General features: G+C 65.9%; 20 protein-coding genes and 1 riboswitch. Of the genes, 6 read left to right on the top strand and 14 right to left on the bottom strand.

Annotation, left to right across the window (positions count from 1 at the left end):
• The first annotated feature begins 97 nt into the window (after nucleotides 1-97).
• Nucleotides 98-1,099 carry a hypothetical protein gene (locus tag C1A30_RS35415; protein WP_142392645.1) on the top strand — a complete coding sequence of 334 codons (1,002 nt, stop codon included), beginning with the start codon at nucleotides 98-100 and terminating at the stop codon, nucleotides 1,097-1,099.
• Here C1A30_RS35415 and C1A30_RS36120 read toward each other — a convergent pair whose 3' ends face one another.
• The 3 genes from C1A30_RS36120 to C1A30_RS21960 form a co-directional block, all read right to left on the bottom strand.
• The gene (locus C1A30_RS36120; RefSeq protein ID WP_235010141.1) at nucleotides 1,100-1,645 is read right to left on the bottom strand and encodes a hypothetical protein; all 546 of its coding nucleotides are present in this window, start codon (nucleotides 1,643-1,645) and stop codon (nucleotides 1,100-1,102) included.
• A 10-nt stretch (nucleotides 1,646-1,655) separates the two neighbouring features.
• Nucleotides 1,656-2,900 carry a peptide synthetase gene (locus C1A30_RS21965; protein WP_142392644.1) on the bottom strand — a complete coding sequence of 415 codons (1,245 nt, stop codon included), beginning with the start codon at nucleotides 2,898-2,900 and terminating at the stop codon, nucleotides 1,656-1,658.
• A 130-nt stretch (nucleotides 2,901-3,030) separates the two neighbouring features.
• A complete protein-coding gene (locus C1A30_RS21960) occupies nucleotides 3,031-4,296 on the bottom strand; it encodes a uracil-xanthine permease family protein (RefSeq protein ID WP_101950517.1) in 1,266 nt (421 codons plus the stop codon).
• Nucleotide 4,297: 1 nt separating this feature from the next.
• Here C1A30_RS21960 and C1A30_RS21955 point away from each other — a divergent pair, with 1 nt between their 5' ends.
• The gene (locus C1A30_RS21955; protein ID WP_101950516.1) at nucleotides 4,298-5,968 is read left to right on the top strand and encodes a SulP family inorganic anion transporter; all 1,671 of its coding nucleotides are present in this window, start codon (nucleotides 4,298-4,300) and stop codon (nucleotides 5,966-5,968) included.
• Here C1A30_RS21955 and C1A30_RS21950 read toward each other — a convergent pair.
• The 3 genes from C1A30_RS21950 to C1A30_RS21940 are packed head-to-tail and all read right to left on the bottom strand — an operon-like array spanning nucleotide 5,944 to nucleotide 7,759.
• Entirely contained in the window at nucleotides 5,944-7,170 is a 1,227-nt protein-coding gene (locus C1A30_RS21950) for an APC family permease (RefSeq protein ID WP_101950515.1), read from the bottom strand. The genes C1A30_RS21955 and C1A30_RS21950 overlap by 25 nt on opposite strands.
• A gap of 17 nt (nucleotides 7,171-7,187) precedes the next feature.
• Nucleotides 7,188-7,523: a hypothetical protein gene (locus C1A30_RS21945; protein ID WP_101950514.1), complete on the bottom strand. Its 336-nt coding sequence runs from the start codon at nucleotides 7,521-7,523 to the stop codon at nucleotides 7,188-7,190.
• 11 nt (nucleotides 7,524-7,534) lie between these two features.
• A complete protein-coding gene (locus tag C1A30_RS21940) occupies nucleotides 7,535-7,759 on the bottom strand; it encodes a hypothetical protein (RefSeq protein WP_101950513.1) in 225 nt (74 codons plus the stop codon).
• 81 nt (nucleotides 7,760-7,840) lie between these two features.
• Between C1A30_RS21940 and C1A30_RS21935 the strand changes: the two genes are divergently transcribed.
• Nucleotides 7,841-9,103 (top strand): TetR/AcrR family transcriptional regulator, encoded by a 1,263-nt coding sequence (locus C1A30_RS21935; RefSeq protein ID WP_369974169.1) that lies wholly within the window; start codon nucleotides 7,841-7,843, stop codon nucleotides 9,101-9,103.
• Here the strand turns inward: C1A30_RS21935 and C1A30_RS21930 are convergent.
• From C1A30_RS21930 to thiC, 7 genes are all read right to left on the bottom strand, one after another.
• On the bottom strand, nucleotides 9,070-9,336 hold the full coding sequence (locus C1A30_RS21930) for a hypothetical protein (protein WP_101950511.1): 267 nt from the start codon (nucleotides 9,334-9,336) through the stop codon (nucleotides 9,070-9,072). The genes C1A30_RS21935 and C1A30_RS21930 overlap by 34 nt on opposite strands.
• A 15-nt stretch (nucleotides 9,337-9,351) precedes the next feature.
• Nucleotides 9,352-10,836: an NAD(P)/FAD-dependent oxidoreductase gene (locus tag C1A30_RS21925; RefSeq protein WP_101950510.1), complete on the bottom strand. Its 1,485-nt coding sequence runs from the start codon at nucleotides 10,834-10,836 to the stop codon at nucleotides 9,352-9,354.
• Between the two features lie 43 nt (nucleotides 10,837-10,879).
• A complete protein-coding gene (locus C1A30_RS21920) occupies nucleotides 10,880-11,392 on the bottom strand; it encodes a septum formation family protein (RefSeq protein ID WP_369974168.1) in 513 nt (170 codons plus the stop codon).
• A 160-nt stretch (nucleotides 11,393-11,552) separates the two neighbouring features.
• A complete protein-coding gene (locus C1A30_RS21915; RefSeq protein ID WP_101950508.1) occupies nucleotides 11,553-12,089 on the bottom strand; it encodes a DUF4190 domain-containing protein in 537 nt (178 codons plus the stop codon).
• A complete protein-coding gene (locus C1A30_RS21910; RefSeq protein ID WP_101950507.1) occupies nucleotides 12,086-12,703 on the bottom strand; it encodes an alpha/beta family hydrolase in 618 nt (205 codons plus the stop codon). The genes C1A30_RS21915 and C1A30_RS21910 overlap by 4 nt, the downstream gene beginning before the upstream one ends.
• Complete coding sequence (gene thiD / locus C1A30_RS21905) at nucleotides 12,700-13,536, bottom strand: bifunctional hydroxymethylpyrimidine kinase/phosphomethylpyrimidine kinase (RefSeq protein ID WP_101950506.1); 837 nt, start codon at nucleotides 13,534-13,536, stop codon at nucleotides 12,700-12,702. Before thiD ends, C1A30_RS21910 begins: the two co-directional genes overlap by 4 nt.
• A complete protein-coding gene (gene thiC / locus C1A30_RS21900) occupies nucleotides 13,533-15,092 on the bottom strand; it encodes a phosphomethylpyrimidine synthase ThiC (RefSeq protein ID WP_101950505.1) in 1,560 nt (519 codons plus the stop codon). Before thiC ends, thiD begins: the two co-directional genes overlap by 4 nt.
• Nucleotides 15,081-15,195: riboswitch (TPP riboswitch) on the bottom strand. It overlaps the preceding gene by 12 nt.
• A gap of 125 nt (nucleotides 15,196-15,320) precedes the next feature.
• Between thiC and C1A30_RS21895 the strand changes: the two genes are divergently transcribed.
• From C1A30_RS21895 to C1A30_RS21885, 3 genes are all read left to right on the top strand, one after another.
• A complete protein-coding gene (locus C1A30_RS21895; RefSeq protein WP_369974167.1) occupies nucleotides 15,321-17,090 on the top strand; it encodes an MFS transporter in 1,770 nt (589 codons plus the stop codon).
• A gap of 75 nt (nucleotides 17,091-17,165) precedes the next feature.
• On the top strand, nucleotides 17,166-19,004 hold the full coding sequence (locus C1A30_RS21890; RefSeq protein ID WP_101950504.1) for a long-chain fatty acid--CoA ligase: 1,839 nt from the start codon (nucleotides 17,166-17,168) through the stop codon (nucleotides 19,002-19,004).
• Nucleotides 19,005-19,047: 43 nt separating this feature from the next.
• Complete coding sequence (locus tag C1A30_RS21885; RefSeq protein ID WP_101950503.1) at nucleotides 19,048-19,986, top strand: lysophospholipid acyltransferase family protein; 939 nt, start codon at nucleotides 19,048-19,050, stop codon at nucleotides 19,984-19,986.
• Between the two features lie 501 nt (nucleotides 19,987-20,487).
• Here C1A30_RS21885 and C1A30_RS21875 read toward each other — a convergent pair.
• Nucleotides 20,488-21,288, bottom strand: a complete 801-nt coding sequence (locus C1A30_RS21875; protein WP_101950502.1) for an exodeoxyribonuclease III — start codon at nucleotides 21,286-21,288, stop codon at nucleotides 20,488-20,490.
• Nucleotides 21,289-21,291: the final 3 nt, after the last annotated feature.

Raw genomic sequence — 21,291 nt, 5'->3', positions numbered from 1 at the left:
GCACACCATGTTGACAAAGCCACAAGTTGCTGTAGCGACCGTCGCCGCTGTTCTCGCCGTATCGGCAGGTTTACCACTGGGCCAATCGGCTACCGGTATGGGCGTCGGGGTCGCGGCCGCGTCGCCGTGCCCGCCGTTCCTTCCGTGTCAGGGACCACCGAAGCCACCCAAGCTGCCTGGCTTTGGTGGCGGTGGTGGCGGTCCAAAGGGGCCCAAGCTGCCTGACTTCGGTGGTGGTGGCGGGCCGAAGGGGCCCAAGCTGCCTGACTTCGGTGGTGGAGGCGGGCCGAAGGGGCCCAAGCTGCCTGACTTCGGTGGTGGAGGCGGGCCGAAGGGGCCCAAGCTGCCCGACTTCGGCGGTGGTGGCGGGCCGAAGGGTCCGAACCTGCCCGGCCTGGGTGGTGGCGGTCCGAAGGGTCCGAACCTGCCCGGCTTTGGTGGTGGGCCGAAAGGGGTGAAGCTGCCCGGGCCTGCCGACGTTCGGCATGCTTTCACAGTCGGCGGCCCACACGGCGCAGTAAACCTCAATGTGCCCGGCGCCCTTCGTATTCCAAAGAATCTGCGGCCAGATTTCCGGGTCCATGTGCCCGGGCTGGGCCGTCTCGGTCCGGACGCGCGCTTCGACGTGCGGTGGCCGGGTGGTCCTGCCGCACGGCTGCGTGGGGACTGGAAGGCCGGTTGGCCATGGCTGGCGCGACCACACGTCGACCTCGGTCCGAACTTCCGCTGGCTATGGCCGGGTCGGGTGCCTGGCGATTTCCGCAGGGGCTTCCACTGGCTGGCGTCGCCGAGGGATCTGCGCGTCGATTTCCGGGTAGGCCCTCTGCTCGACTTCAGCGCCGACTGGCGCGGACTGCGGCTGCGACTCGGCGTGCCGCCGTGGCACGGCGGGGTCGCGCCGTGGGGCCTCGGGCCTGCGCCGTGGGGCTGGGGCCCGCCGCCGCCGCCGAATTGGGCAGGCTGGATCCCGCCGCCGTGGGGTCCAGCCCCGGCGCCGTTCGACTACTGGGGCATCACCGTGATCCCGGTGTGGGATCCGTATTTCCAGCAGTGGGGCTTCTGGGAATTCGGCATCTGGGTGCCGTTGCCCGGCCAGTAGCTACCACTGGACGCCGAGCGCCTGGCAGATCGCCAACGGTCCGCCGTAGGCGACGATGCTGTCGGTCCACGCGGCCTCGTCGTACTTCGTCCCGGGGCCGGGACGGACGCTGGCCACGAACAACTGCATGTCGTCGATGTAGCGTTGCAGCGACCGCGTCAACAGTCGCGGCGGATTGGCGTTCGCATCCAACACCTGCTGCGTGCGCCGCGCCCAATCCTGGGTGTCGGTAACGAATTTGGGCAGCGCTGCATCCTGCTCCGGTGACCCCGGCTGGCCTGTCGCAAGAAACGCGTTGCTGCGGTCGTCGTTCTCCTTCATCAGCGGGGCAATGGCCTCGCACAGCTTGCGATCCGCGTCGGGATTCGGTGCTTGCTGATTGGGAGATGCCGCGGGCGGCGCAGGCGGTGGTGGTGGCGGTTCTTTGTTCAACGCGATGATCGCGACGATCAAAGCAGCGATGGCAACGAGGATGGCCAGTACCGCTGGAAGGGTTCCGGCAATCCCGCGTCTGCCCGGCTGCGCCGGCGGGCCGTATGTGCTCATGGCCTCCAGGTTAGGACGGGCGGTACCCACTGAAGTGGACCAGTGTCTCTTTGACTGCTGCAGTGAACGCAGTGCTCGGGAGGTAACCGGTCACGACCATCCGCATTTGTCCGCCGTAGGTGGTGACACCGATGACATGGTCGTCGATCTGAGATTGCAGAATCGGCCCCCACACCGTCGTCGGCCTGATCGGTCCGCAGACGTCGAGCTCTTGCACGCCGAGATTGGTGATCAACAAGTCGAACGGAAACGCCTCGGTGAAAAGCTGTTCTGCGACCGCGGATTCCGCGTCAACGGTCATCGCCTGCTCGATCGCCGCCGAGACCTCCGCAACGCCGGAAGCAGATCTCGCGATCGTGAGGTCGCCGGTCACCGCCCTGGCCTGATCCCAGAACGCGGTGCCGTCCCAGGGTGTCATCCCCGTCACCGTGCACACGAAATAGTCCGCGCAATCTCCGACACCGCCGAGCAGCGGCCGAGTGTTGATCGGACTCAGCGTGCGGACGAACTGCGTGCCGAACATCTTCGCGTGCGCGCGCGAAGCCGCGGCCACCAGCGCGGCATGCACGGTGGTCCGCTCGGCTCGACACCGCTGCAGCAAGCGGGCGGTCTGGTTGGTGTCCAACGTCGCGGTTCGGACATCGGGGTGGGTGCCGTCGAACGGCCTGATCGAAGCGGGCTGCGCCATGCGCGGATCACGGCTGTCACCGGCCGCTGGGGTCTCGCTGTAGGGAACGGTGCAGGCGACCAACTCTTCCATCGACGGCGGCACGTCGCGGCGCGCCAACGGTTGTCCGTTGAGCGCTTTGACGAGGTCGTTCATCACCGTGACCGACGAAATGCCGTCAGCGGTGGTGTGGTCGAACGTCAGCAGAATCGTCGAACCGGTTCGATGGTTGATGAGCACGGCCCTCATCAGCGGAGCAATGGACCGGTCGAATTTGTGTGCCAACTCCGCGGCCGCGAAAGACGCCCAGGAACACTCACTTTCGTGCACCGTCAGGTCGATCGGTGCCACGGACTCGGCGCGATACAACCCGAGTCGGCAGCCGGGGCGGTCTTCGACGTGTACCGACAACAGCGGATGACTTGCCTGGACGGCCGCCAGCGCCGTGCGCACCTGCGTCTCGGTGAGTCTCACGTCGAATTCGGCGGCCTGGCCGAAGTGCGCTGCATTGCGTTCTGCGTAACGGTAGAACAGCCGTTCCAGTGCGTCGACGGACCGAACGAACTGGGTCGTCGCTTGGTCATTCATGCGTGTGGCTGCGCGTGTCGGAGCAGGCATCGAAACCTCCTGGAGTCTGAACTTTTCCGCGGTCAAAAGACCCGACGATTCAGACCCGGTTTCTCCTCGCCATTGAGTCCTACATCACAGGCGATAGGTTTCACTGGCGAAGGCGTACTGCACCTTTCCTGAGTCCCAGCAACCGCATGCCGTGGTACACCACCAGAGCGGCGATGGATCCCAACGCGATGCCGGTGAACGTGAGTTCGCCTGCTTGCCACGTGAAATCAGCGATGCCGATGATCAGCGGGATGGCCGCCGTCATCTGGTTCAGCGGCTTGGAGAAGTCGACGTCGTTGGTCAGCCAAATCCGAACGCCCAGCACACCGACCAACCCGTACAGCACCACCGTGGCGCCGCCCAGCACGCCCGGCGGAATCGCGGAGATCGCCGCACCCACCTTGGGACACAAGGACAATGCGATGGCCACCGCAGCGGCGATCCAGTACGCAGCCGTCGAGTACACCCGCGTCGCCGCCATCACCCCGATGTTTTCCGCGTAGGTGGTGGTGGCCGACCCGCCGCCGAACCCGGCCAACGTCGTCGCGACCCCGTCGGCCGCCAGCGCGCGTCCCATCACCGGGTCCACGTCGGTGTCCGTCATCTGGCCCACCGATTTCACGTGCCCGATGTTCTCGGCGACCAACGCAATGACGGCGGGCAGGAACATCGGCAGCACCGCGATCGTGAACGTGGGGGTCTGGAATTCCGGCAGCCCGAGCCACGGTGCGGCCTTGATCGCCGAGGTGTCGACTTCGCCGAGGATCAGCGCGAGCACATACCCCGCGACGACGGCGAGGAAGATCGCCAGCCTACCGATGATGCCGCGGAAGAACGCCAACGTGCCGACGAGCAGCACCAGCGTGACCATGCCAACCAACGGGCCCTTCTCGAAATTCGACTTCGCGGCGGGCGCCAGGTTGAAACCGATCAGCGCGACGATCGCGCCCGTCACCACCGGCGGCAGCGTGACGTCGATCCAGTGGGTGCCGACCAGATGCACGACCGCGCCGATGATGATGAGGACGACGCCGACCGCGACGAGGCCGCCAAGGGCGCTGCCTGTCCCGTTGGATGCGACCGCGGCCGTCACCGGGGCGATCACCGAGAAACTCGAGCCGAGGTAGCTGGGCAACCGATTTCCGGTGATCAGCAGGAACAACACAGTGCCGACGCCGGAGAACAACAGCGTGGTGGCGGGCGGGAAACCGGTCAGCACCGGGACCAGGAACGTGGCACCGAACATCGCCACCACATGCTGCGCGCCGATGCCGATCGTGCGCGCCCAGCTCAGCCTCTCGTGGGGCGCAACGACGAAGTCATCGTCGGACTGTGTCTCGACGTGTTTCCATGTCAGCGGGATCACGATGAGTATCTTGCCTGGCCTGACGCAGTTCCGCGGCTATCAAAGGGACTGGCTGCGCGGTGACGTGGTGGCGGGCCTCACCGTCGCGGCGTACCTCGTCCCGCAGGTGATGGCGTACGCGACCGTCGCGGGCCTGCCGCCGGTGGTCGGGTTGTGGGCCGCCCTGGTGCCGCTGGCCGTGTACGCGGTGCTCGGTTCGTCGCGGCAACTGTCCGTCGGCCCCGAGTCGACGACCGCGTTGATGACCGCGACCGCGCTCGGACCGCTGGCGGCGGGCGATCCCGGGCGTTACGCGGCACTGGCCGCTGCGGTCACGCTCCTGGTCGGCGCAATCTGCTTCATCGGCGGGCTGGTTCGGCTCGGGATGCTCGCGGAGCTGCTGTCGCGACCCGTGCTGGTCGGCTACATGACCGGGGTCGCGGCCATCATGATCGGCAGCCAACTGGGCAAGGTCACCGGGATCTCGGTCGAAGGTGATGAATTCGTCGATCAGGTCCGGTCATTCGCGGCGGTCCTGGATCAGGTGCACTGGCCGACGCTGGCGTTGTCGGCGGCGGTGCTGGTGGTGCTGCTGGCGCTCGACCGGCTGGTGCCACGCCTGCCGGGGCCGCTGATCGGGATTCTGCTTGCGACGGCCGTGGTGGCCGCATTCTCGTTGGACAGCAACGGGATCAAGGTGATCGGCGACATTCCCGGCGGCCTGCCGACGCCCAGCGTGCCGGGTGTCCCGCTGGCCGACATGACGACCCTGCTGCTACCGGCGGTGGGCATCGCGATCGTCGCGTTCTCCGACAACGTGTTGACCGCACGCACGTTCGCGGCCAGGCACAACCAGCGTATCGACGCCAACGCGGAGCTCCGTGCGCTCGGCGTCTGCAACGTGGGTACCGGTCTGATGCATGGCTTTCCGGTCAGTTCGAGTGGCAGCCGCACCGCGCTCGGCGACGCGCTCGGCAGCCGGACCCAGCTGTACTCGGTGGTCACGCTCGTCTTCGTGGTCATCGTGATGCTGGCGGGCCGCGGTGTGCTGTCGCACTTCCCGATGGCTGCGCTGGGGGCATTGGTGGTCTATGCCGCGCTGCGACTCGTCGATGTACCGGAATTCAAGCGGCTGGCGCGGTTTCGCCGCAGCGAGTTGGTGCTGGCGCTGGCCACCACGGTGTCGGTGTTGCTGTTCGGCGTTCTCTACGGCGTGCTCGTCGCAATTGCGCTGTCGATCCTGGACCTGCTGCGCCGGGTGGCGCGGCCGCATGACGCGATCCTCGGCTTCGTGCCCGGCGTGGCGGGCATGCACGACATCGACGACTATCCCGCCGCCAAGCCGGTGCCCGGCCTTGTGGTGTATCGCTACGACGCACCGCTGTTCTTCGCCAACGCGGAAAACTTCCGCGAGCGGGCGCTGGCCGCAGTCGACGACAGTCCCGTTCCCGTCGAATGGTTCGTGCTCAACGCCGAGGCCAACGTGGAAGTCGACCTCACCGCGCTCGACGTCCTGGACCAGTTGCGCGCCGAGTTCGCAAGTCGCGGCATCGTCTTCGCGATGGCCAGGGTGAAGCAGGACCTGCGCGACGCCCTCGACGCCGCAGGATTGGTCGACCGAATCGGCGAGGATCGTATCTTCATGACCCTGCCGACCGCCGTCGAGGCCTACCGCAATCGCCGGACGCCGTAAGTGAGCGCACCGAGCGCAACGACGGCCGCACCTACCAGCACCGACGACGGCGGCAACAGCACAGCCAACACCAAGCAACCGACCAGCCCAAGCACGGGAATGACCTTGCGGCCCAGGGTAAACGCCGACGCATTCGCGATCGCGTAATACAACAGCACCGCGAACGACGAGAACCCGATCGCCCCACGCACATCCGCCAGCGCCGCCACCACTGCGACCACGAGTCCGACCACCACCTCCGCGCGATGCGGCGTGTCGAACCGGGGATGTACGGCGGCGAGCGCGCGTGGCAAGTGACGATCGCGGGCCATCGCCAGCGTCGTCCGCGAAACACCGAGAATCAACGCAAGCAGTGAGCCGAGAGCGGCCACCGCCGCACCGGCCCGCACCACAGGTTCCATCGCGGGGAACCCGGCCGCCCGCACCGCGTCCGCCAACGGTGCGGCCGCCGAAGCCAATGCGGCGCTGCCCAATTCGCTCAGCAACGCGACGGCGACTACCGCGTAGATCACCAATGTGATGCCCAATGCGACGGGGATGGCCCTGGGAATGGTGCGGGCCGGATCGCGCACCTCTTCGCCGAGCGTCGCGATCCTGGCGTAACCGGCGAACGCGAAGAACAACAATCCCGCCGCCTGCAACACGCCACGCACGGTCACGTCGTCGCCAAGAGCCAACCGTGAGGCCTCCACGTCGCCGAAGCCGAGCACGACGACGACCACCGCGGCCAGCACCGCAAGCACCAGCGCCACGATCACGCGGGTCAGCAACGCCGACTTCTGGATGCCTGCGTAGTTGACCGCGGTCAACGCCACCACGGCGGCCACCGCGACCGCGTGCGCATAGTCCGGCCACACGTAGTACCCGACGGTCAGTGCCATCGCCGCGCACGAGGCGGTCTTGCCGACGACGAAGCTCCAGCCCGCGGTGTATCCCCAGAATTCGCCGAGACGCTCACGCCCGTAGACGTAGGTGCCGCCGGACTCCGGATACAACGCCGCCAACCGTGCCGACGCCGTCGCATTGCAGTAGGCGACGACGGCCGCGACAGCAAGCCCGATCAGCAGACCCGAGCCTGCGGCCGCCGCGGCGGGTGCCAGTGCGACGAAGATGCCTGCGCCCACCATCGAACCCAATCCGATGGTCACCGCGTCGAAGGTGCCGAGCCGACGGCGCAGCGCAGGGCCGTCCGGCGTGCTCACGTCACGATGCTATTTCATCAAGCTGACTCTTCCCCGAAGACGGTCTCCCGGCCCCACACCGTGGCCGCGACCGCGACGACGATCACGAGCACTATCCCGCCGACCACCACCAACGGGATCGTCCACAGCCGTCGCAGCATCAGAGCGGTCTCGCACTGGTCGACATAGTCGTGCTGGCCGGCCGCGGCGGCCTGACTCAGATCCGACACGTAGCCCGTTCCGCACTTGATCTGAAACCCGTACTGGTCGAAGGCATCCAAGAAGACGGGAAAGTTCAGCGCCAGCAGTCCGACGCCGATCAAGGCGAGGCAAACGACGCCGATGTAGAACGCTCGGTGATGGTAGTGGTGCATGGGTTCCCCGTTCAAGTCATACAAATGTCGGCGAACAGCAGCACCGGCCACGACACGATCGACCCGAGGTAAGACACCACCAGGTCGATGCCGGCCATGTGTTGGAGATGCGCCGTATGCGTGCTCGACCAGACCACCCCGACGATCAGGTACGGAACACCGACAACCACGGCGATGATGATCAGCTGAGCTATCGTCACCTGGAATGCCAACAGTCGTCGCACAGTGTCGAGCACGCCACTATGTTAATGTCCATTCTTGACGTACGCGACGAATTTCTCGTGATACTCCAACTGAACTGGGCATGTTATGTATGCATGCCGTCCGTTATGGTGGTGGCCATGGCGCGCAGCAGGCCCACCCGCGTCGAGGGCGTCCGGCGCAGGCCGAAGGATCGCAAGGCGCAGATCGCGCGTGCGTCGGCCGAGGCGTTCAGCGCGCTCGGCTACCACGGCGTCAGCATGGAGACCATAGCCGCCAGGGTGGGCATCTCCGCCGCGGCGTTGTACCGCCACTACACGGGCAAGTACGAACTCTTCCGCGACGCGGTGCTCAACCTCGGCCAGCAGTTGGTCGACTGCACAGCATTCGCCGACGAGGACGACAGCGATGCCGAGGTGACGCTGCGGCGTCTGGTGTCGGCGCTGATCGACACCGCAATGGCCAACCGCGAGTCCGGCGGGCTGTACCGCTGGGAGGCCCGCTATCTACGCGGTGACGACCAAGCCAGCCTGTTCGCGCAGATGCGCACCGTCCATCATCGGATTCAGCGGCCGCTGACGGCAATTCGACCGGATCTGACGTCGCGACAGCGTTGGACGTTGTCCACGGCGGCGCTTTCGGTGATCGGCAGCATCGTGGACCACCGCGCCAAGTTGCCCGCCATCCAGGTGCGCGCGTTGCTGGCCGATCTCGCCGACACCGTGCTCGCGGCAGAACTGCCGGACGTCGACGACGCCGTCGCCGAACCGCGTCAGCAGGTGCCCGCAACCGCCGAGGTGTCGAAATACGAAGCGCTGCTCAACGAATCGATGCGGTTGTTCAACCTCAAGGGGTACCGCGACACCAGCATGGAGGACATCGCGGCCGCGGTCGGGATGCCCGCGTCCGGCATCTACCGGTACTTCTCGGGCAAGAGCGACATCCTCGCGGCGGCGTTCCGCCGGGCCGCGGACCGGTTGTCGGCGGAGCTGTCCGAAATCGTCGGCAGCACACCGGAACCCGCAGAGGCGTTGACGGCGGTCATCGACGCCTTCGTGGTGAGGTCCTTCGACGGTCCTGAACTCGACTACGTGTACTACACCGAGCGGCTCAACATGACCCAGGGCGACCAGAAGATCTTGCGTAACCTGCAGCGCGCCAATGTCGAGTCCTGGGTTGACCTCGTGGTGGCAGTGCGACCCGATTGGACGCCTGGCCAGGCGCGGTTCGCGGTGCACGCCGCGATGTCGCTGGTGATCGACCTGGGCCGGTTGATGCAGTACGAGAATTCAGCGCCTGTCCGCGCAGTCGTGGAACGGCTACTGGACCTGACGCTGCTCGGTCGTCACCGGTTGCGTACTGCGTTGCCCGCCAAGTAGGCCAGGTATCCGAGGGTGCCGACGGCCGCCAGCGGACGCGTCTTCGCCGAACTCAGGCCAAGCCCGAGCGCCGTCTCGACACCGCCGTGTAAGTAGACGCGCTGGCGGGTGTTGCGCGGAAACGCCGAGCGCGTGATCCCGTCGAACAACTGCGGGCTGGTGAAGTGGGACAGCCCGACGCCTGCGACCGCCAGTCCGGCGAACTTGGCCAGACGCGAACTACTCTTCGGCACTGCTATCCTCTCGAGTCAGGCGAGCTTGTAGTCGCTCAACGGGAAATCCGACGCTTCTTTGATCGCCCTGCTCGTCGACATGGGGCGCAGCAGCGTGGGCTCGCCCTGCGGGTTGAAGTAGTACGACCGCGACGATGCGCAGTTGCCGATCGTCCACAGCGAATCGCCGAGCAGTTCGGTCATCCGGTCGCGGTATCTGGTGTTGGCCTCTTCGGTCACCTCGAACGTGGTGGCGTTGCGCCGCTTGAGTTCGCCGAACAGTCGATCCATGTGCCGCATCTGGTATTCCATCGTGTTGAAGAAGTTCAAGCCGAGGAATGCGAACGGGCTGGCGAGGCTGAGGTAGTTCGGGAAGTAGGGCATGGTCATACCCTGGTAGGCCTGGAATTTGGTCTCGCGCCACCACTTTCCGAGGTTGCGGCCCTCCCTGCCGATGACCTCGATGGCGGGGAAGTTGGCGTCCCACAGATCGAATCCGGTGGCCAGCACCAGCGTGTCGATGACCGTCTTGGTGCCGTCGGCGTTGACGATGCCGTCGGCCTCGATGCGGGTGATGCCGTCGGTCTGCAGGTGCACGTTGGGTTTGGTGAACGCGCGGTAGTAGCCGTTGGAGAATGTCGGCCGCTTGCAACCGAAGTCGTAATCCGGGGTGAGCCGCCTGCGCAGTTCCTTGTCGCGGATCGAAGCGAAGCGGTGGATCTTCGACAGGTCCGCCGCGGCGATGTTGAGCCGCCGGAAGTACCGGTGGTGAATGATCGCGGTGTTGATCATGAACTCGTAGATCGAGTCGGTCACCCACCGAATAGCGCGCTGGGTCAACGGGACTCGCGCGAACAGCCGCTTGGCGCGTTCGCCGAACCGGATGTCGATCTTGGGCACCACCCAGATCGGTGTGCGCTGGTAGACGGTGAGGTCGGCGACCCGCTTCGCCAGTTCCGGAATGAGCTGGACGGCGGTGGCGCCGGTGCCGATGACGGCCACCCTGCGGCCCTCGAGCGGATAGCTGTCGTCCCATGCGGTGGTGTGGATGACCTTGCCCGCGAACTCCGTCACGCCGGGAATGTCGGGGACCTTCGGTTGGGACAGGAAGCCCGTCGCGGTGATCAGGAAACGCGTTGACAGCACGTCACCGTCGGCGAGGGTGACCTTCCAGACGCCGGCCTCCTCGTCCCAGCGGGCGCCCTCGACGACCGTGTTGAACCGCATGTGTTTGCGGATGTCGAACTTGTCCGCGACGTCGTCGGCGTACTGCTTGATCTCCGCGCCGGTGGAGAACAGCCGCGACCAGTTCGGGTTGGGCTCGAAGAAATACGAGTAGGTGGTGGTCGGGACGTCAACGGCCAAGCCGGGATACCGGTTGACGTGCCACGTGCCGCCGAGGTCGTCCTCGCGATCCAGGATCACGAAGTTGTGGTAACCCATCCGCTTGAGCTGGATGCCCGCGCCGATGCCGCCGAAGCCGGCTCCCACAATGACCGCGTCGTAGAGCTCCGAAGTCATGCTGCAGACGGTACCTCAGGTACCGGAAACTTTGCCGACCGGCTCAGCCCTTGAGCGATCCGGTTCGCGGTGGATCCAACGTCGCCACGCACGTCACCGCCCGGTCGCCCTGCGCCCAGGTCTCGGCGGTCGGGTACAGCACGTACATCTGCACCGAGTCGTCGACGAGTGCCTGCGGCGAGTAGGTGGCCAGAGCGGGTTCGCATTTGTTCTGGAACTCCTCGATGGCCGACTGGCCGGGGAAGTCGCCTTCGGGCATCTGCAACACCGCGAACACCTCGCCGGCGTGTGTTTCCTCGCAGCCGACGGTGTCTACGGTAAGCACCCGCATGCTGTCCGGGATCTCCTTGAGGCAGTCCCCGACCTTCACGTCGGTCGCGGTGACCGTGCCCTTCCACACCGTCAGCGCCAGGGTCAGTCCGATGATCAGCCCGATCACCCAGAGGCCGGACAGCACCAGACCGGCGATCGCCAAACCGCGGCCGCCCTGGCCCTGTTTGGCCTTCTTCAGCCCGACGATGCCGCAGACGACGCTGATCAGGACGCCGCCGATCACACCGAAGATCAGCGAGACGATCGCCCACCAGTTCGTCTGCTGGGCAGGCGGCGCAGGGTAGTAGCCGCGGCGGCGGATACGGGCCGGGGACAGGCTGGCCGTACGGTCCCGGTGGCGGCGGGTAATTGCCCGGCGGTGTGGTCACGGGCTGACAGTAACGTCAATCGCGCAGCGATGACGACCGTTCATGCTTGGACATTGCGACGCAGACGACGCCGCTGTTGGTGTTTGCCCATGCGACTTCGAACACCGGGCCGTCCGGCGAATCCGGCGCGTAGCTGAAGAACTTCGACCCACAGTCGGCGGGGCGCGCATCGGGTGGCGTCAGCACCGCGAACACCTCACCGTAATGTGGCCGGTCGCAACGTACTCGTTTCACCAAGGTCGGTAGCTGGTCGTCGTAGCTGTCCTTGACGCAGTCACCGGTGACGAGATCCGCCGCGCGCACCGATTTCCCTTGTGCGGAAACGGCATACGCGATGACCGACGTGATGGCGGCAATCCACAGCGTCGAGATGACCAGCGCCGCGATGGCAAGTCCGCGCCCGCGCTGGTGGCGTCCGCGCATCTGCACCAGGGCGACGATCGCGAAGATCACGGACAGGATGGTGCCGCCCAGTATGCCGACGACGAACGCGGCGATGGCCCACCCGTTGGTTCCGCCACGCCGATTCGGGTCGGGCGGCGGGGCGGTCACGCAAGTAACCGTAGCGCCGCGTCGACCGCCAGCACCGGCACGTCGAGCGTCTTGGAGCCGAGGTCATGGCGGGCGCCGGTGACTTCGACGATCTCGGTGGCGGCGCCGATGAGGGCGGCGGCCGGGCGGAGTTCGTCGATGGTGCCGAAGGGATCCGCGGTGCCGTGGGTGAACACCGTCGGCACCGTGATGGCGGGTAGGTGCTCGGTGCGCGCCCGTTCCGGCTTACCGGGTGGATGCAGCGGATAGGAGAAGAGTGTCAGCACGTCGACGGCGGCCGCCTGATCGGCCACGACCATCGACGTCATCCGGCCGCCGTAGGAATGACCGCCCGCGATGACCGGTCCCTTGGTCAGCGTGCGGGCCAGCGTGACGGCCTCGACGACGCCCGCCTGGTCGGTGGTCGCCGAACCCGAGGGCGGCCCCTTCGGCCTGCGCCGCCGGTACGGCAGGTTGTAGCGGATGGCCAGCCAGCCGCGACCGGCCCATTCGTCGCAGATCTTGACCAGTAGCGGTGACTCGCGACTGCCCCCGGCCCCGTGGGTGAGGACGACTACTCCTTTGGCTTTGCCTTTGGGTTCGTGCGCGATGCCTGCGATCTGGTCGAGGGTCATTGCTCCAGTCTGAACAACGCCGAAACGGGGCCGTGACCGTGGCCCAACGGGTATGCGGCCCGCAGGCATTCGGTGACCCAGCGTTTCCCGAAATCGACGGCATCGGGCACGGTGTACCCGTGGGCGAGCGCGCTGGCGACGGCGGCGGCCAGAGTGTCGCCTGCGCCGTGGTCGTTGCCGGTGTCGATGCGGGTGGTGTCGAACTCGTAGAAGTCGGTGCCGTCGAACAACAGGTCTGGACTGTGCGTCGATGCGCGCAGATGCCCGCCCTTGACCAGCACCCACTGCGGGCCGAGCGCGTGCAGGGCGCGAGCGGCGCCGCGTTGGCTGGAGGAGTCGATGACGTCTATATCTACCAGCAGGCGGACCTCGTCGAGGTTAGGTGTCACCAGTGTGGCGAGCGGAAACAGTTGTGTTTTAAGGGAACTCAGCGCACTGGGGTGCAGCAGCGGGTCGCCGTGCATCGACGCGCACACCGGGTCGACCACCAACGGCACCGTGCCAGCCAGGCCCTGGGCGCGCCAGGTGTCGGCGATGACGTCGATGATCGCCGACGATGCCAGCATGCCGGTCTTGGCGGCCTGCACGCCGATGTCCTCGGCGACGGCGGTGATCTGCCCGGCGATCACCTCGAGCGGTATCTCGTGAAAACCTTTGACGCCGACCGAGTTCTGCACGGTCACCGCTGTCATGGCGACCAGGCCGTGCATGCCGAGCATCGCGAAGGTGCGCAGGTCGGCCTGGATGCCTGCGCCGCCGCCGGAGTCGGATCCGGCGATGGTCATCACCCGAAGTGGCGTTTGGCCCGGCGGCGTCAGCGGCAAGAAGGTCATGTCGCCAAGGGTAGGTAGATCTGGTTGCCGTGGTCGGCGAATTCCTTGGACTTCTCGGCCATCGCGTCGCGAATGTCCTGGGTGATGCGCATCGAGCAGAACTTCGGCCCGCACATGGAGCAGAAGTGCGCGGTCTTGGCGGGCTCGGCGGGCAGGGTTTCGTCGTGGTATTCGCGGGCGGTGTCGGGATCCAGGGACAGCGCGAACTGGTCGTGCCAGCGGAACTCGAAGCGTGCCTTGGACAATGCGTCGTCACGCTCCTGTGCCCGCGGATGCTGTTTGGCGAGATCGGCTGCGTGCGCGGCGATCTTGTAGGCGATCACCCCGTCCTTGACGTCCTTGCGGTCGGGAAGGCCGAGGTGTTCCTTGGGGGTGACGTAGCACAGCATGGCGGTGCCTGCCTGCGCGATGATCGCCGCGCCGATCGCGCTGGTGATGTGGTCGTAGGCGGGGGCGATGTCGGTGGCCAGCGGGCCCAGCGTGTAGAAGGGCGCCTCTTCGCACAGCTCCTCTTCGAGCCGGACGTTTTCGACGATCTTGTGCAGCGGGATGTGGCCGGGGCCTTCGATCATCACCTGCACGCCATGGGCTTTCGCGATCTTGGTGAGTTCACCCAGGGTGCGCAGTTCGGCGAACTGCGCCTCGTCGTTGGCGTCGGCGATCGAGCCCGGACGCAGGCCGTCACCGAGGGAGAAGGTCACGTCGTAGCGGGCCAGGATCTCGCACAACTCGGCGAAGTTGGTGTAGAGGAACGACTCGGTGTGGTGGGCGAGCATCCAGGCGGCCATGATCGAGCCGCCTCTGCTGACGATGCCGGTGACCCGCTTGACGGTGAGCGGGATGTAGCGCAGCAGCACGCCGGCGTGCACGGTCATGTAGTCGACACCCTGCTCGCATTGCTCAATCACGGTGTCGCGGTACATCTCCCACGTGAGTTGAGTGGGATCGCCGTTGACCTTTTCCAGTGCCTGATAGATCGGCACGGTGCCGACCGGCACCGGCGAGTTGCGCAGGATCCACTCGCGCGTCTCGTGGATGTTGCGGCCGGTGGACAGGTCCATGATGGTGTCGGCGCCCCAGCGGGTGGCCCAGACCATCTTGTCGACTTCCTCGGCGATGGAGCTGGTGACGGCCGAATTGCCAATGTTCGCATTGACTTTCACCGCGAATGCTTTGCCGATGATCATCGGCTCGCTCTCCGGGTGCTTGTGGTTGGCGGGGATCACCGCGCGACCGGCGGCCACCTCGTCGCGAACCAGTTCGGCGGGCATGCCCTCGCGGGCGGCGATGAACGCCATCTCCGCGGTGATCTCGCCGTTGCGGGCGCGCTGCAACTGCGTGCCCCTGTCACTGACCACACCGGGCCGTGAAGGCAGGCCCCTGTGCAGGTCGATCTCCGCGTGCGGATCTGTGTACGGCCCCGAGGTGTCGTACAGGTCGAAGTGCTCACCGTTGGTCAGGTGCACCCGTCGAAAGGGAACCCCGTCGACGTAGATCTTGGTGCTGCCCATGATGGGGCCGGTGGTGACAGACGGATTGACAACAGCGCTAACCATTTCATCTCCCTACGCCGGCATTACCCGGTCAGGTTCGTACGGTCGACGGCACCATTCAGCCGTCCTCTCAGCGCACTCGGCGTGCGCTCCCGTGTGTGGACAGTATGCAGGCTAGCGCAGGGGCCTGAGATCCGCGCAGCGGGAATACGAATTGCCCGCAGTTCCTTTGTATAGCTAATATATGTGTTTTGTGGCTTGTTAGCTGGCATGGATACGTGAGCAAAGTAGATGACGACCGAAATCGATATGACCAAAACTCCAGGCGTCGAGGACGTCGACACTGCGCAAGCCGTCACGGCCGACCGGCGCCGCCGGATGGACCACGACCACCCGTTCTACAAGTGGATTGTGTTGTCCAACACCACCTTGGGCATGCTGCTGGCCTCGATCAACGCGTCGATCGTGCTGATCTCGCTGCCCGCGATCTTCCGTGGCATCGGGCTGAATCCGCTGGCCCCTGCCAACGTCAGTTACCTGCTGTGGATGCTGATGGGCTATCTGGTGGTGACCGCCGTCCTGGTGGTCTTCTTCGGCCGCCTGGGCGACATGTTCGGCCGGGTCCGCATCTACAACCTCGGGTTTGCCGTGTTCACCATCGCGGCGATCGCGCTGTCGTTCGATCCGTTCCACATGGGTCCGGGAGCACTGTGGCTGATCGGCTGGCGGGTCGTCCAGGGCGTGGGTGGCGCGATGCTGATGGCGTCGTCGGCGGCGATCCTGACCGACGCTTTCCCGGCGCGCCAGCGCGGTATGGCGTTGGGGGTGAACATGGTGGCCGCGGTCGCAGGGTCGTTCCTTGGCCTGCTGATCGGCGGTGTGCTCTCGGAGATCCACTGGCAGGCCATCTTCTGGGTGGGCGTGCCGATCGGGGTGCTCGGAACCGTCTGGAGTTATCGGTCGCTGAAGGAGCTGGGTGTGCGGACGCCGGGCCGACTCGACTGGGCGGGCACCCTGACGTTCGGGATCGGGCTGACGGTGCTGCTGACCGGCATCACGTACGGCATCCAGCCGTACGGGGACTCGACGACCGGGTGGACCAACCCGTGGGTGCTCGGCGCGATTGTTCTCGGCGTGCTGCTGCTGGTCGCGTTCTGTCTGATCGAGCTGCGGGTGCCGCAGCCGATGGTGGACATCCGGCTGTTCCGGTCCGCGTCGTTCGGGATGGGCAACCTCGCGGGGTTGATGTCGTCGGTGGGCCGCGGCGGTCTGCAATTCATGTTGATCATCTGGCTGCAGGGCATCTGGCTTCCGTTGCACGGCTACAGCTTTGAGTCGACCCCGCTGTGGGCGGGCATCTATCTGTTGCCGGCGACGTTCGGCTTCCTGATCGCGGCGCCGATGGCCGGTTCGCTGGCGGACCGCTATGGAGCGCGAGTTTTCACGGTCGGCGGCATGGTGCTGATGGCGGCTTCGTTCATCGCGCTGGTGTTGATCCCTGTCGACTTCAACTACTGGGTGTTCGCGATCCTGGTCTTCCTGAATGGCCTCGGCGGTGGCATCTTCACTGCGCCCAATACGGCGGCGATCATGTCGAGCGTGCCTGCGGCGCAGCGCGGTGCGGCATCGGGTGTGCGGGCGACGTTCTTCAATGCCGGCTCGTCGCTGTCGATCGGAATCTTCTTCTCGCTGATGATCGTCGGGCTGGCGAACACGTTGCCGTCGGCGATGAGCGCCGGCCTGCAGCAGCAGGGGGTATCGGCGACGGTGGCGCATGAGGTCGCGAACCTGCCGCCGGTCGGCAGCTTGTTCGCGGCGTTCCTCGGCTACAACCCGATGGCCGAGTTGTTGGCGCCGTCGGGCGCGTTGCATCACCCCGGCGTGCATGCCGATGTGCTGACGGGGCAGACGTTCTTCCCGCATCTGATCACCGAACCGTTCCACTCGGGTCTGGTCGTGGTGTTCAGCGCCGCCGCGGTGATGATGGTGATCGGCGCGATCGCGTCGCTCTTCAATCCGGGTCGGTATGCGGACGAGCCGGGGGCTGATAACGAGGCGTGACGCGAGGACCATCGCGGTGGCCATAGGGTCATAAGACCCTGCTGGGGAAGCGTCGCTCCCCTTTAGTCTCCGCTCATGGCAGCGGCGCCTGTTGTGGAGAAAGTGTCGGGCACGCGGAAGATCGAGGGTCGTGCACCGTCGGTCGCGCGCATGATCGTGGACCGGGTCAAGGCAACGCCGCGTGACGAAGCCTTCCGGTTCCCAATGGATCACACGTGGCGGAGCGTCACGTGGCAGGAAGTCGGCGACAGGGTTGAGCGGATCGCCGCAGGCCTGGTTGCGGTGGGAGTTGCGCCCGAGGACAGGGTCGCCCTCGCGTCGTCAACGCGGTACGAGTGGGTTCTCGTCGACTTTGCGATCATGTGCGCGGGTGCGGCCACCACCACGGTCTACCCGACGACCAACGCAACCGATGTCGCCTACATAGTCGGCAATTCGGGCAGCCGCGTCGTCGTCGCCGAGGACCAAGGCCAAGTCGACAAGTTGCGCGAGCATCGGTCCGAACTCCCCGATGTGACCAACGTCGTCATCATCGACGGGCAGGGCGACGGCGATTGGGTGATCACGCTCGACGACCTCGAGGAGCGTGGCCGACGACTACTCGCCGAATCGCCCAGCGTCGTCGACGACCGCATCGCCGAAATCGGACCCCAGCGGCTGGCCAGCGTCATCTACACCTCGGGCACGACCGGTAGGCCGAAGGGGGTCCGGCTGACCCACTCGGCGTGGACGTATACCGCCGCCGCCATCGATGCCCTGGACGTGCTTGGACCGGACGACCTGAATTTTCTTTGGTTGCCGCTGGCACACGCGTTCGGGAAGGTGATGCTGGCGTTGCCGTTGTTGATCGGCTTTCCGACGGCCATCGACGGTCGGGTGGACCGCATCGTCGAAAATCTCGCGTCCCTCCATCCGACCGTGATGGGAGCGGCGCCGCGCATCTTCGAGAAGGCGCACGCGCGCATTCTGGCGACGATCGACCAAGAGAGCGAACTCAAGAAGCGAATCTTCCACTGGGCGATCGGCGTCGGGCTCGAGATGTCTCGCGCCAGGCAAGCCGGGCGGAAGCCGTCGCGGCGACTGACCGCGCAGCACAAGCTCGCCGACAAACTGGTGTTCTCGACCATCCGTAAGCGATTCGGTGGTCGGTTGCGGTTCTTCGTGTCGGCGGCGGCAGCTCTTGACCGCGACGTCGCCCAGTGGTTCGACGCGGTCGGCATCGTCGTGTTGGAGGGCTACGGGCTTACCGAGACGGCAGCGGCCTCATTCATCAACCGGCCCGACGCGTACAGGTTCGGCACCGTCGGGTGGCCGTTCCCCGGCACTGAGGTGAAGATCGCCGCGGACGGTGAAATCCTTCTCCGCGGGCCGGGAGTGATGACGGGTTATCACGATCTGCCCGAGGCCACTGCGGAGGCGCTCGACGCGGACGGTTGGTTCCACACCGGTGACATCGGAGAGCTCGACGCCGACGGATTCCTGCGGATCACCGACCGCAAGAAAGACATGTTCAAGACATCGCAGGGCAAATATGTGGCCCCGTCGCTGATCTCCGCGTCATTCAAGGGAATCTGCCCGTATGCAGGCGAGTTCATCGTGATCGGTGAGGGCAGGCCTTACTGCGTCGGGTTGGTGAGTCTGGACGGCGAGGCGATCAACGATTGGGCGGCGAGAAACGGCCTTGCCGGGAAATCGTTCGCCGAGATCGCGCGCGACGACAACACCCGCGAGCTGATCGGCGGCTACGTCGACATGCTCAACGCCCAACTCAACAGGTGGGAACAGATCAAGAAGTTCGCCATCATCGACCGCGAACTGACCGTCGAGGCAGGCGACCTGACGCCGAGCCTGAAGCTCAAGCGCAACGTCGTCGTCAAGAACTTCAGCGATGAGGTTTCCGCGCTGTACGCCTGAAAGAGCCGTGTAACGCCGCACACATTTGGGGTACCCGGCCCACATGACTACCGGAGTAGACGGCAGACCGCCCGAGGTGCGCAGGCAGGCGCGCGAACACGCCGACGAAGCGCGCCGTCGGATGGACGCGCGGCGCCGCCAGCAGGACGAAGGGCTGGTCGGCTGGCTGAACGAGCGCGCCGGGGAGTGGGAGCTGAGTGGTCCCTACGAGGCCACCATGCAGCGACAGAAGTACTTCTGGAACTTCCTCGTCGACCATTGGTTCCGAATGGAATTCGACGGCTGGGAGAACCTGCCGGACCCGCCGGTGCTGTTGGTCGGCATCCACTCGGGTGCGCCGTTCGTATGGGATGCGTGGACGGTCGGCGTGCAGTGGTGGCGGCGGTTCGGCCAAGATCGGGTCCTGCATGGCACGGCACACGACGTGCTGATGGCCATGCCGCTGATCGGACGCTACTTCCGCGCGATGGGCGTGCTGCCTGCCGCTCCCGACTCGATGGCGACCGCTCTGGCGGAAGGCCGCGACGTCGCGGTGTGGCCCGGTGGAGAGGTCGACTCATTACGGCCGTGGACCGAACGCGATCGCGCAAACCTTGCCGGCCGCAAGGGGTTTGTGAAGATGGCGATCCGCGCGGGAGTACCGATCGTGCCGATCGCGACCGTCGGCGGTGCGGATGCGATGCCGGTGCTGATTCGCGGCGATCAGCTTTCGCACACGCTTCGACTGGACAAGCTGTTGCGGCTCAAGGTTTTTCCGATCGCGGCGTCACTGCCGTGGGGGATCGCGCCCGCCGCGCTGCCACAGTTCCCGCTGCCCGCGAAGATCCGGACACGGCTGATGCCTGCCGTCGAACTCGACCACGACCCCGACCGCGCCGACGACGACGAGTACCTCGAGCAGAAGTACTGGGAGGTCCAGGACAGTATTCAGCACGGGATGGATGCGCTGGCGCGTAAGCGCGCACTACCGCTGTTCGGGTGACGGTGCGGGCAACAGCGCGCCACGCAGGAAGAAGCTGTCCAGTTTTCGCACGATGATGGCTCCCGGAGGGCAATTGGGCTGCGAGCACCAGGTTGTCGTCGGCAACCTCGTCGGCCGCCTCGGCCGGCCAGCCGGCGTCCGCCAGGCGCCGACACCTCGGCGGTGGTACGGGCGAACCCGGTGATCATCGACCACCCCGGATCCGGATCCGCAGCCTCAGCCTCGCCGGTGCGCAGCGCCAACAGTGCTGCGATCGCCGCACACCGGCGGGCCATCAACACCGACTCGTCCCGCACAGTGTCCTCGATCGCGGCGACCAAACCCCCCGCCGAACTATCGAACATAGGTTCGACACTGCCACACGACTACGACACGCGTTGACTCTCCAGATATGCGCGCGAAAAGGTGATTCGTTGCCTCATCGAAAATGCGCGCGTACGCCCAATGGAACGGTTTGACGTTGGCAGGGCGCAGAGCAATCACGCTTGCGACAGCGCCGATTTAAGCCAACTCCACCAGCACCGGAGCATGATCGCTCGGCGCCTTGCCTTTGCGTTCCTCGCGGACGATCTCGGCATGCGTCACGCGCTGCGCCAGCGCAGGCGATCCGAGGATGAAGTCGATGCGCATGCCGCGGTTCTTCGGGAAACGCAACTGCGTGTAATCCCAGTAGGTGTACACGGCAGGCCCCGGCGTGAACGGGCGAACCACATCGGCATACCGCGCGTCGACGATCGACTGAAACGCCGCGCGTTCGGACCGCGTGACGTGGGTGCTGTTGGCGTAGAACTCCGGGCTCCAGACATCCTCGTCCGTGGGCGCGATGTTCCAGTCGCCGACGAGTGCGATCTGCGACGACGGATCCTCGGTCAGCCACCCGTGTGCGGTATCACGAAGCGCCGCAAGCCATTCCAACTTGTAGTCGTAGTGCGGCGAGCCGACGAACCGGCCGTTGGGCACATACAGGCTCCACACTCGCACGCCGTCGCAGGTTGCCCCGAGCGCGCGAGCTTCCGCGGCGGCCTCGACATCGGGTTTGTCACTCCACGTCGGCTGGCCCTCGAAGCCCACCTGCACGTCGTCGATTCCGACCCGCGACGCGATGGCCACGCCGTTCCACTGGTTGAAGCCGCAATGCACGACCTCGTAGCCCGCGGCAAGAAACGGCATGACAGGGAATTGCTCGTCGGAGCACTTGGTCTCCTGCATCGCCAGCACGTCGACGTCACCGCGCTCCAACCAATCGGTGACCCGGTCAACGCGGGCGCGGATCGAATTGACGTTCCACGTGGCCAGCCGCATGGC

Source organism: Mycobacterium sp. 3519A (genome assembly GCF_900240945.1).
Taxonomy (GTDB): Bacteria; Actinomycetota; Actinomycetes; order Mycobacteriales; family Mycobacteriaceae; genus Mycobacterium.
This window is presented reverse-complemented; position numbering and strand designations above follow the sequence as displayed.

Excerpts from the sequence above, each read along its gene's own strand:
- C1A30_RS35415 (WP_142392645.1), top strand. The coding sequence starts at position 98 with ATGGGCGTCGGGGTCGCGGCCGCGTCGCCGTGCCCGCCGTTCCTTCCG.
- C1A30_RS36120 (WP_235010141.1), bottom strand. The coding sequence starts at position 1,645 with ATGAGCACATACGGCCCGCCGGCGCAGCCGGGCAGACGCGGGATTGCC.
- C1A30_RS21965 (WP_142392644.1), bottom strand. The coding sequence starts at position 2,900 with ATGAATGACCAAGCGACGACCCAGTTCGTTCGGTCCGTCGACGCACTG.
- C1A30_RS21955 (WP_101950516.1), top strand. The coding sequence starts at position 4,298 with ATGAGTATCTTGCCTGGCCTGACGCAGTTCCGCGGCTATCAAAGGGAC.
- C1A30_RS21945 (WP_101950514.1), bottom strand. The coding sequence starts at position 7,523 with ATGCACCACTACCATCACCGAGCGTTCTACATCGGCGTCGTTTGCCTC.
- C1A30_RS21935 (WP_369974169.1), top strand. The coding sequence starts at position 7,841 with ATGCCGTCCGTTATGGTGGTGGCCATGGCGCGCAGCAGGCCCACCCGC.
- C1A30_RS21925 (WP_101950510.1), bottom strand. The coding sequence starts at position 10,836 with ATGACTTCGGAGCTCTACGACGCGGTCATTGTGGGAGCCGGCTTCGGC.
- C1A30_RS21910 (WP_101950507.1), bottom strand. The coding sequence starts at position 12,703 with ATGACCCTCGACCAGATCGCAGGCATCGCGCACGAACCCAAAGGCAAA.
- thiD (WP_101950506.1), bottom strand. The coding sequence starts at position 13,536 with ATGACCTTCTTGCCGCTGACGCCGCCGGGCCAAACGCCACTTCGGGTG.
- thiC (WP_101950505.1), bottom strand. The coding sequence starts at position 15,092 with ATGGTTAGCGCTGTTGTCAATCCGTCTGTCACCACCGGCCCCATCATG.
- C1A30_RS21895 (WP_369974167.1), top strand. The coding sequence starts at position 15,321 with ATGACGACCGAAATCGATATGACCAAAACTCCAGGCGTCGAGGACGTC.
- C1A30_RS21890 (WP_101950504.1), top strand. The coding sequence starts at position 17,166 with ATGGCAGCGGCGCCTGTTGTGGAGAAAGTGTCGGGCACGCGGAAGATC.
- C1A30_RS21885 (WP_101950503.1), top strand. The coding sequence starts at position 19,048 with ATGACTACCGGAGTAGACGGCAGACCGCCCGAGGTGCGCAGGCAGGCG.
- C1A30_RS21875 (WP_101950502.1), bottom strand. The coding sequence starts at position 21,288 with ATGCGGCTGGCCACGTGGAACGTCAATTCGATCCGCGCCCGCGTTGAC.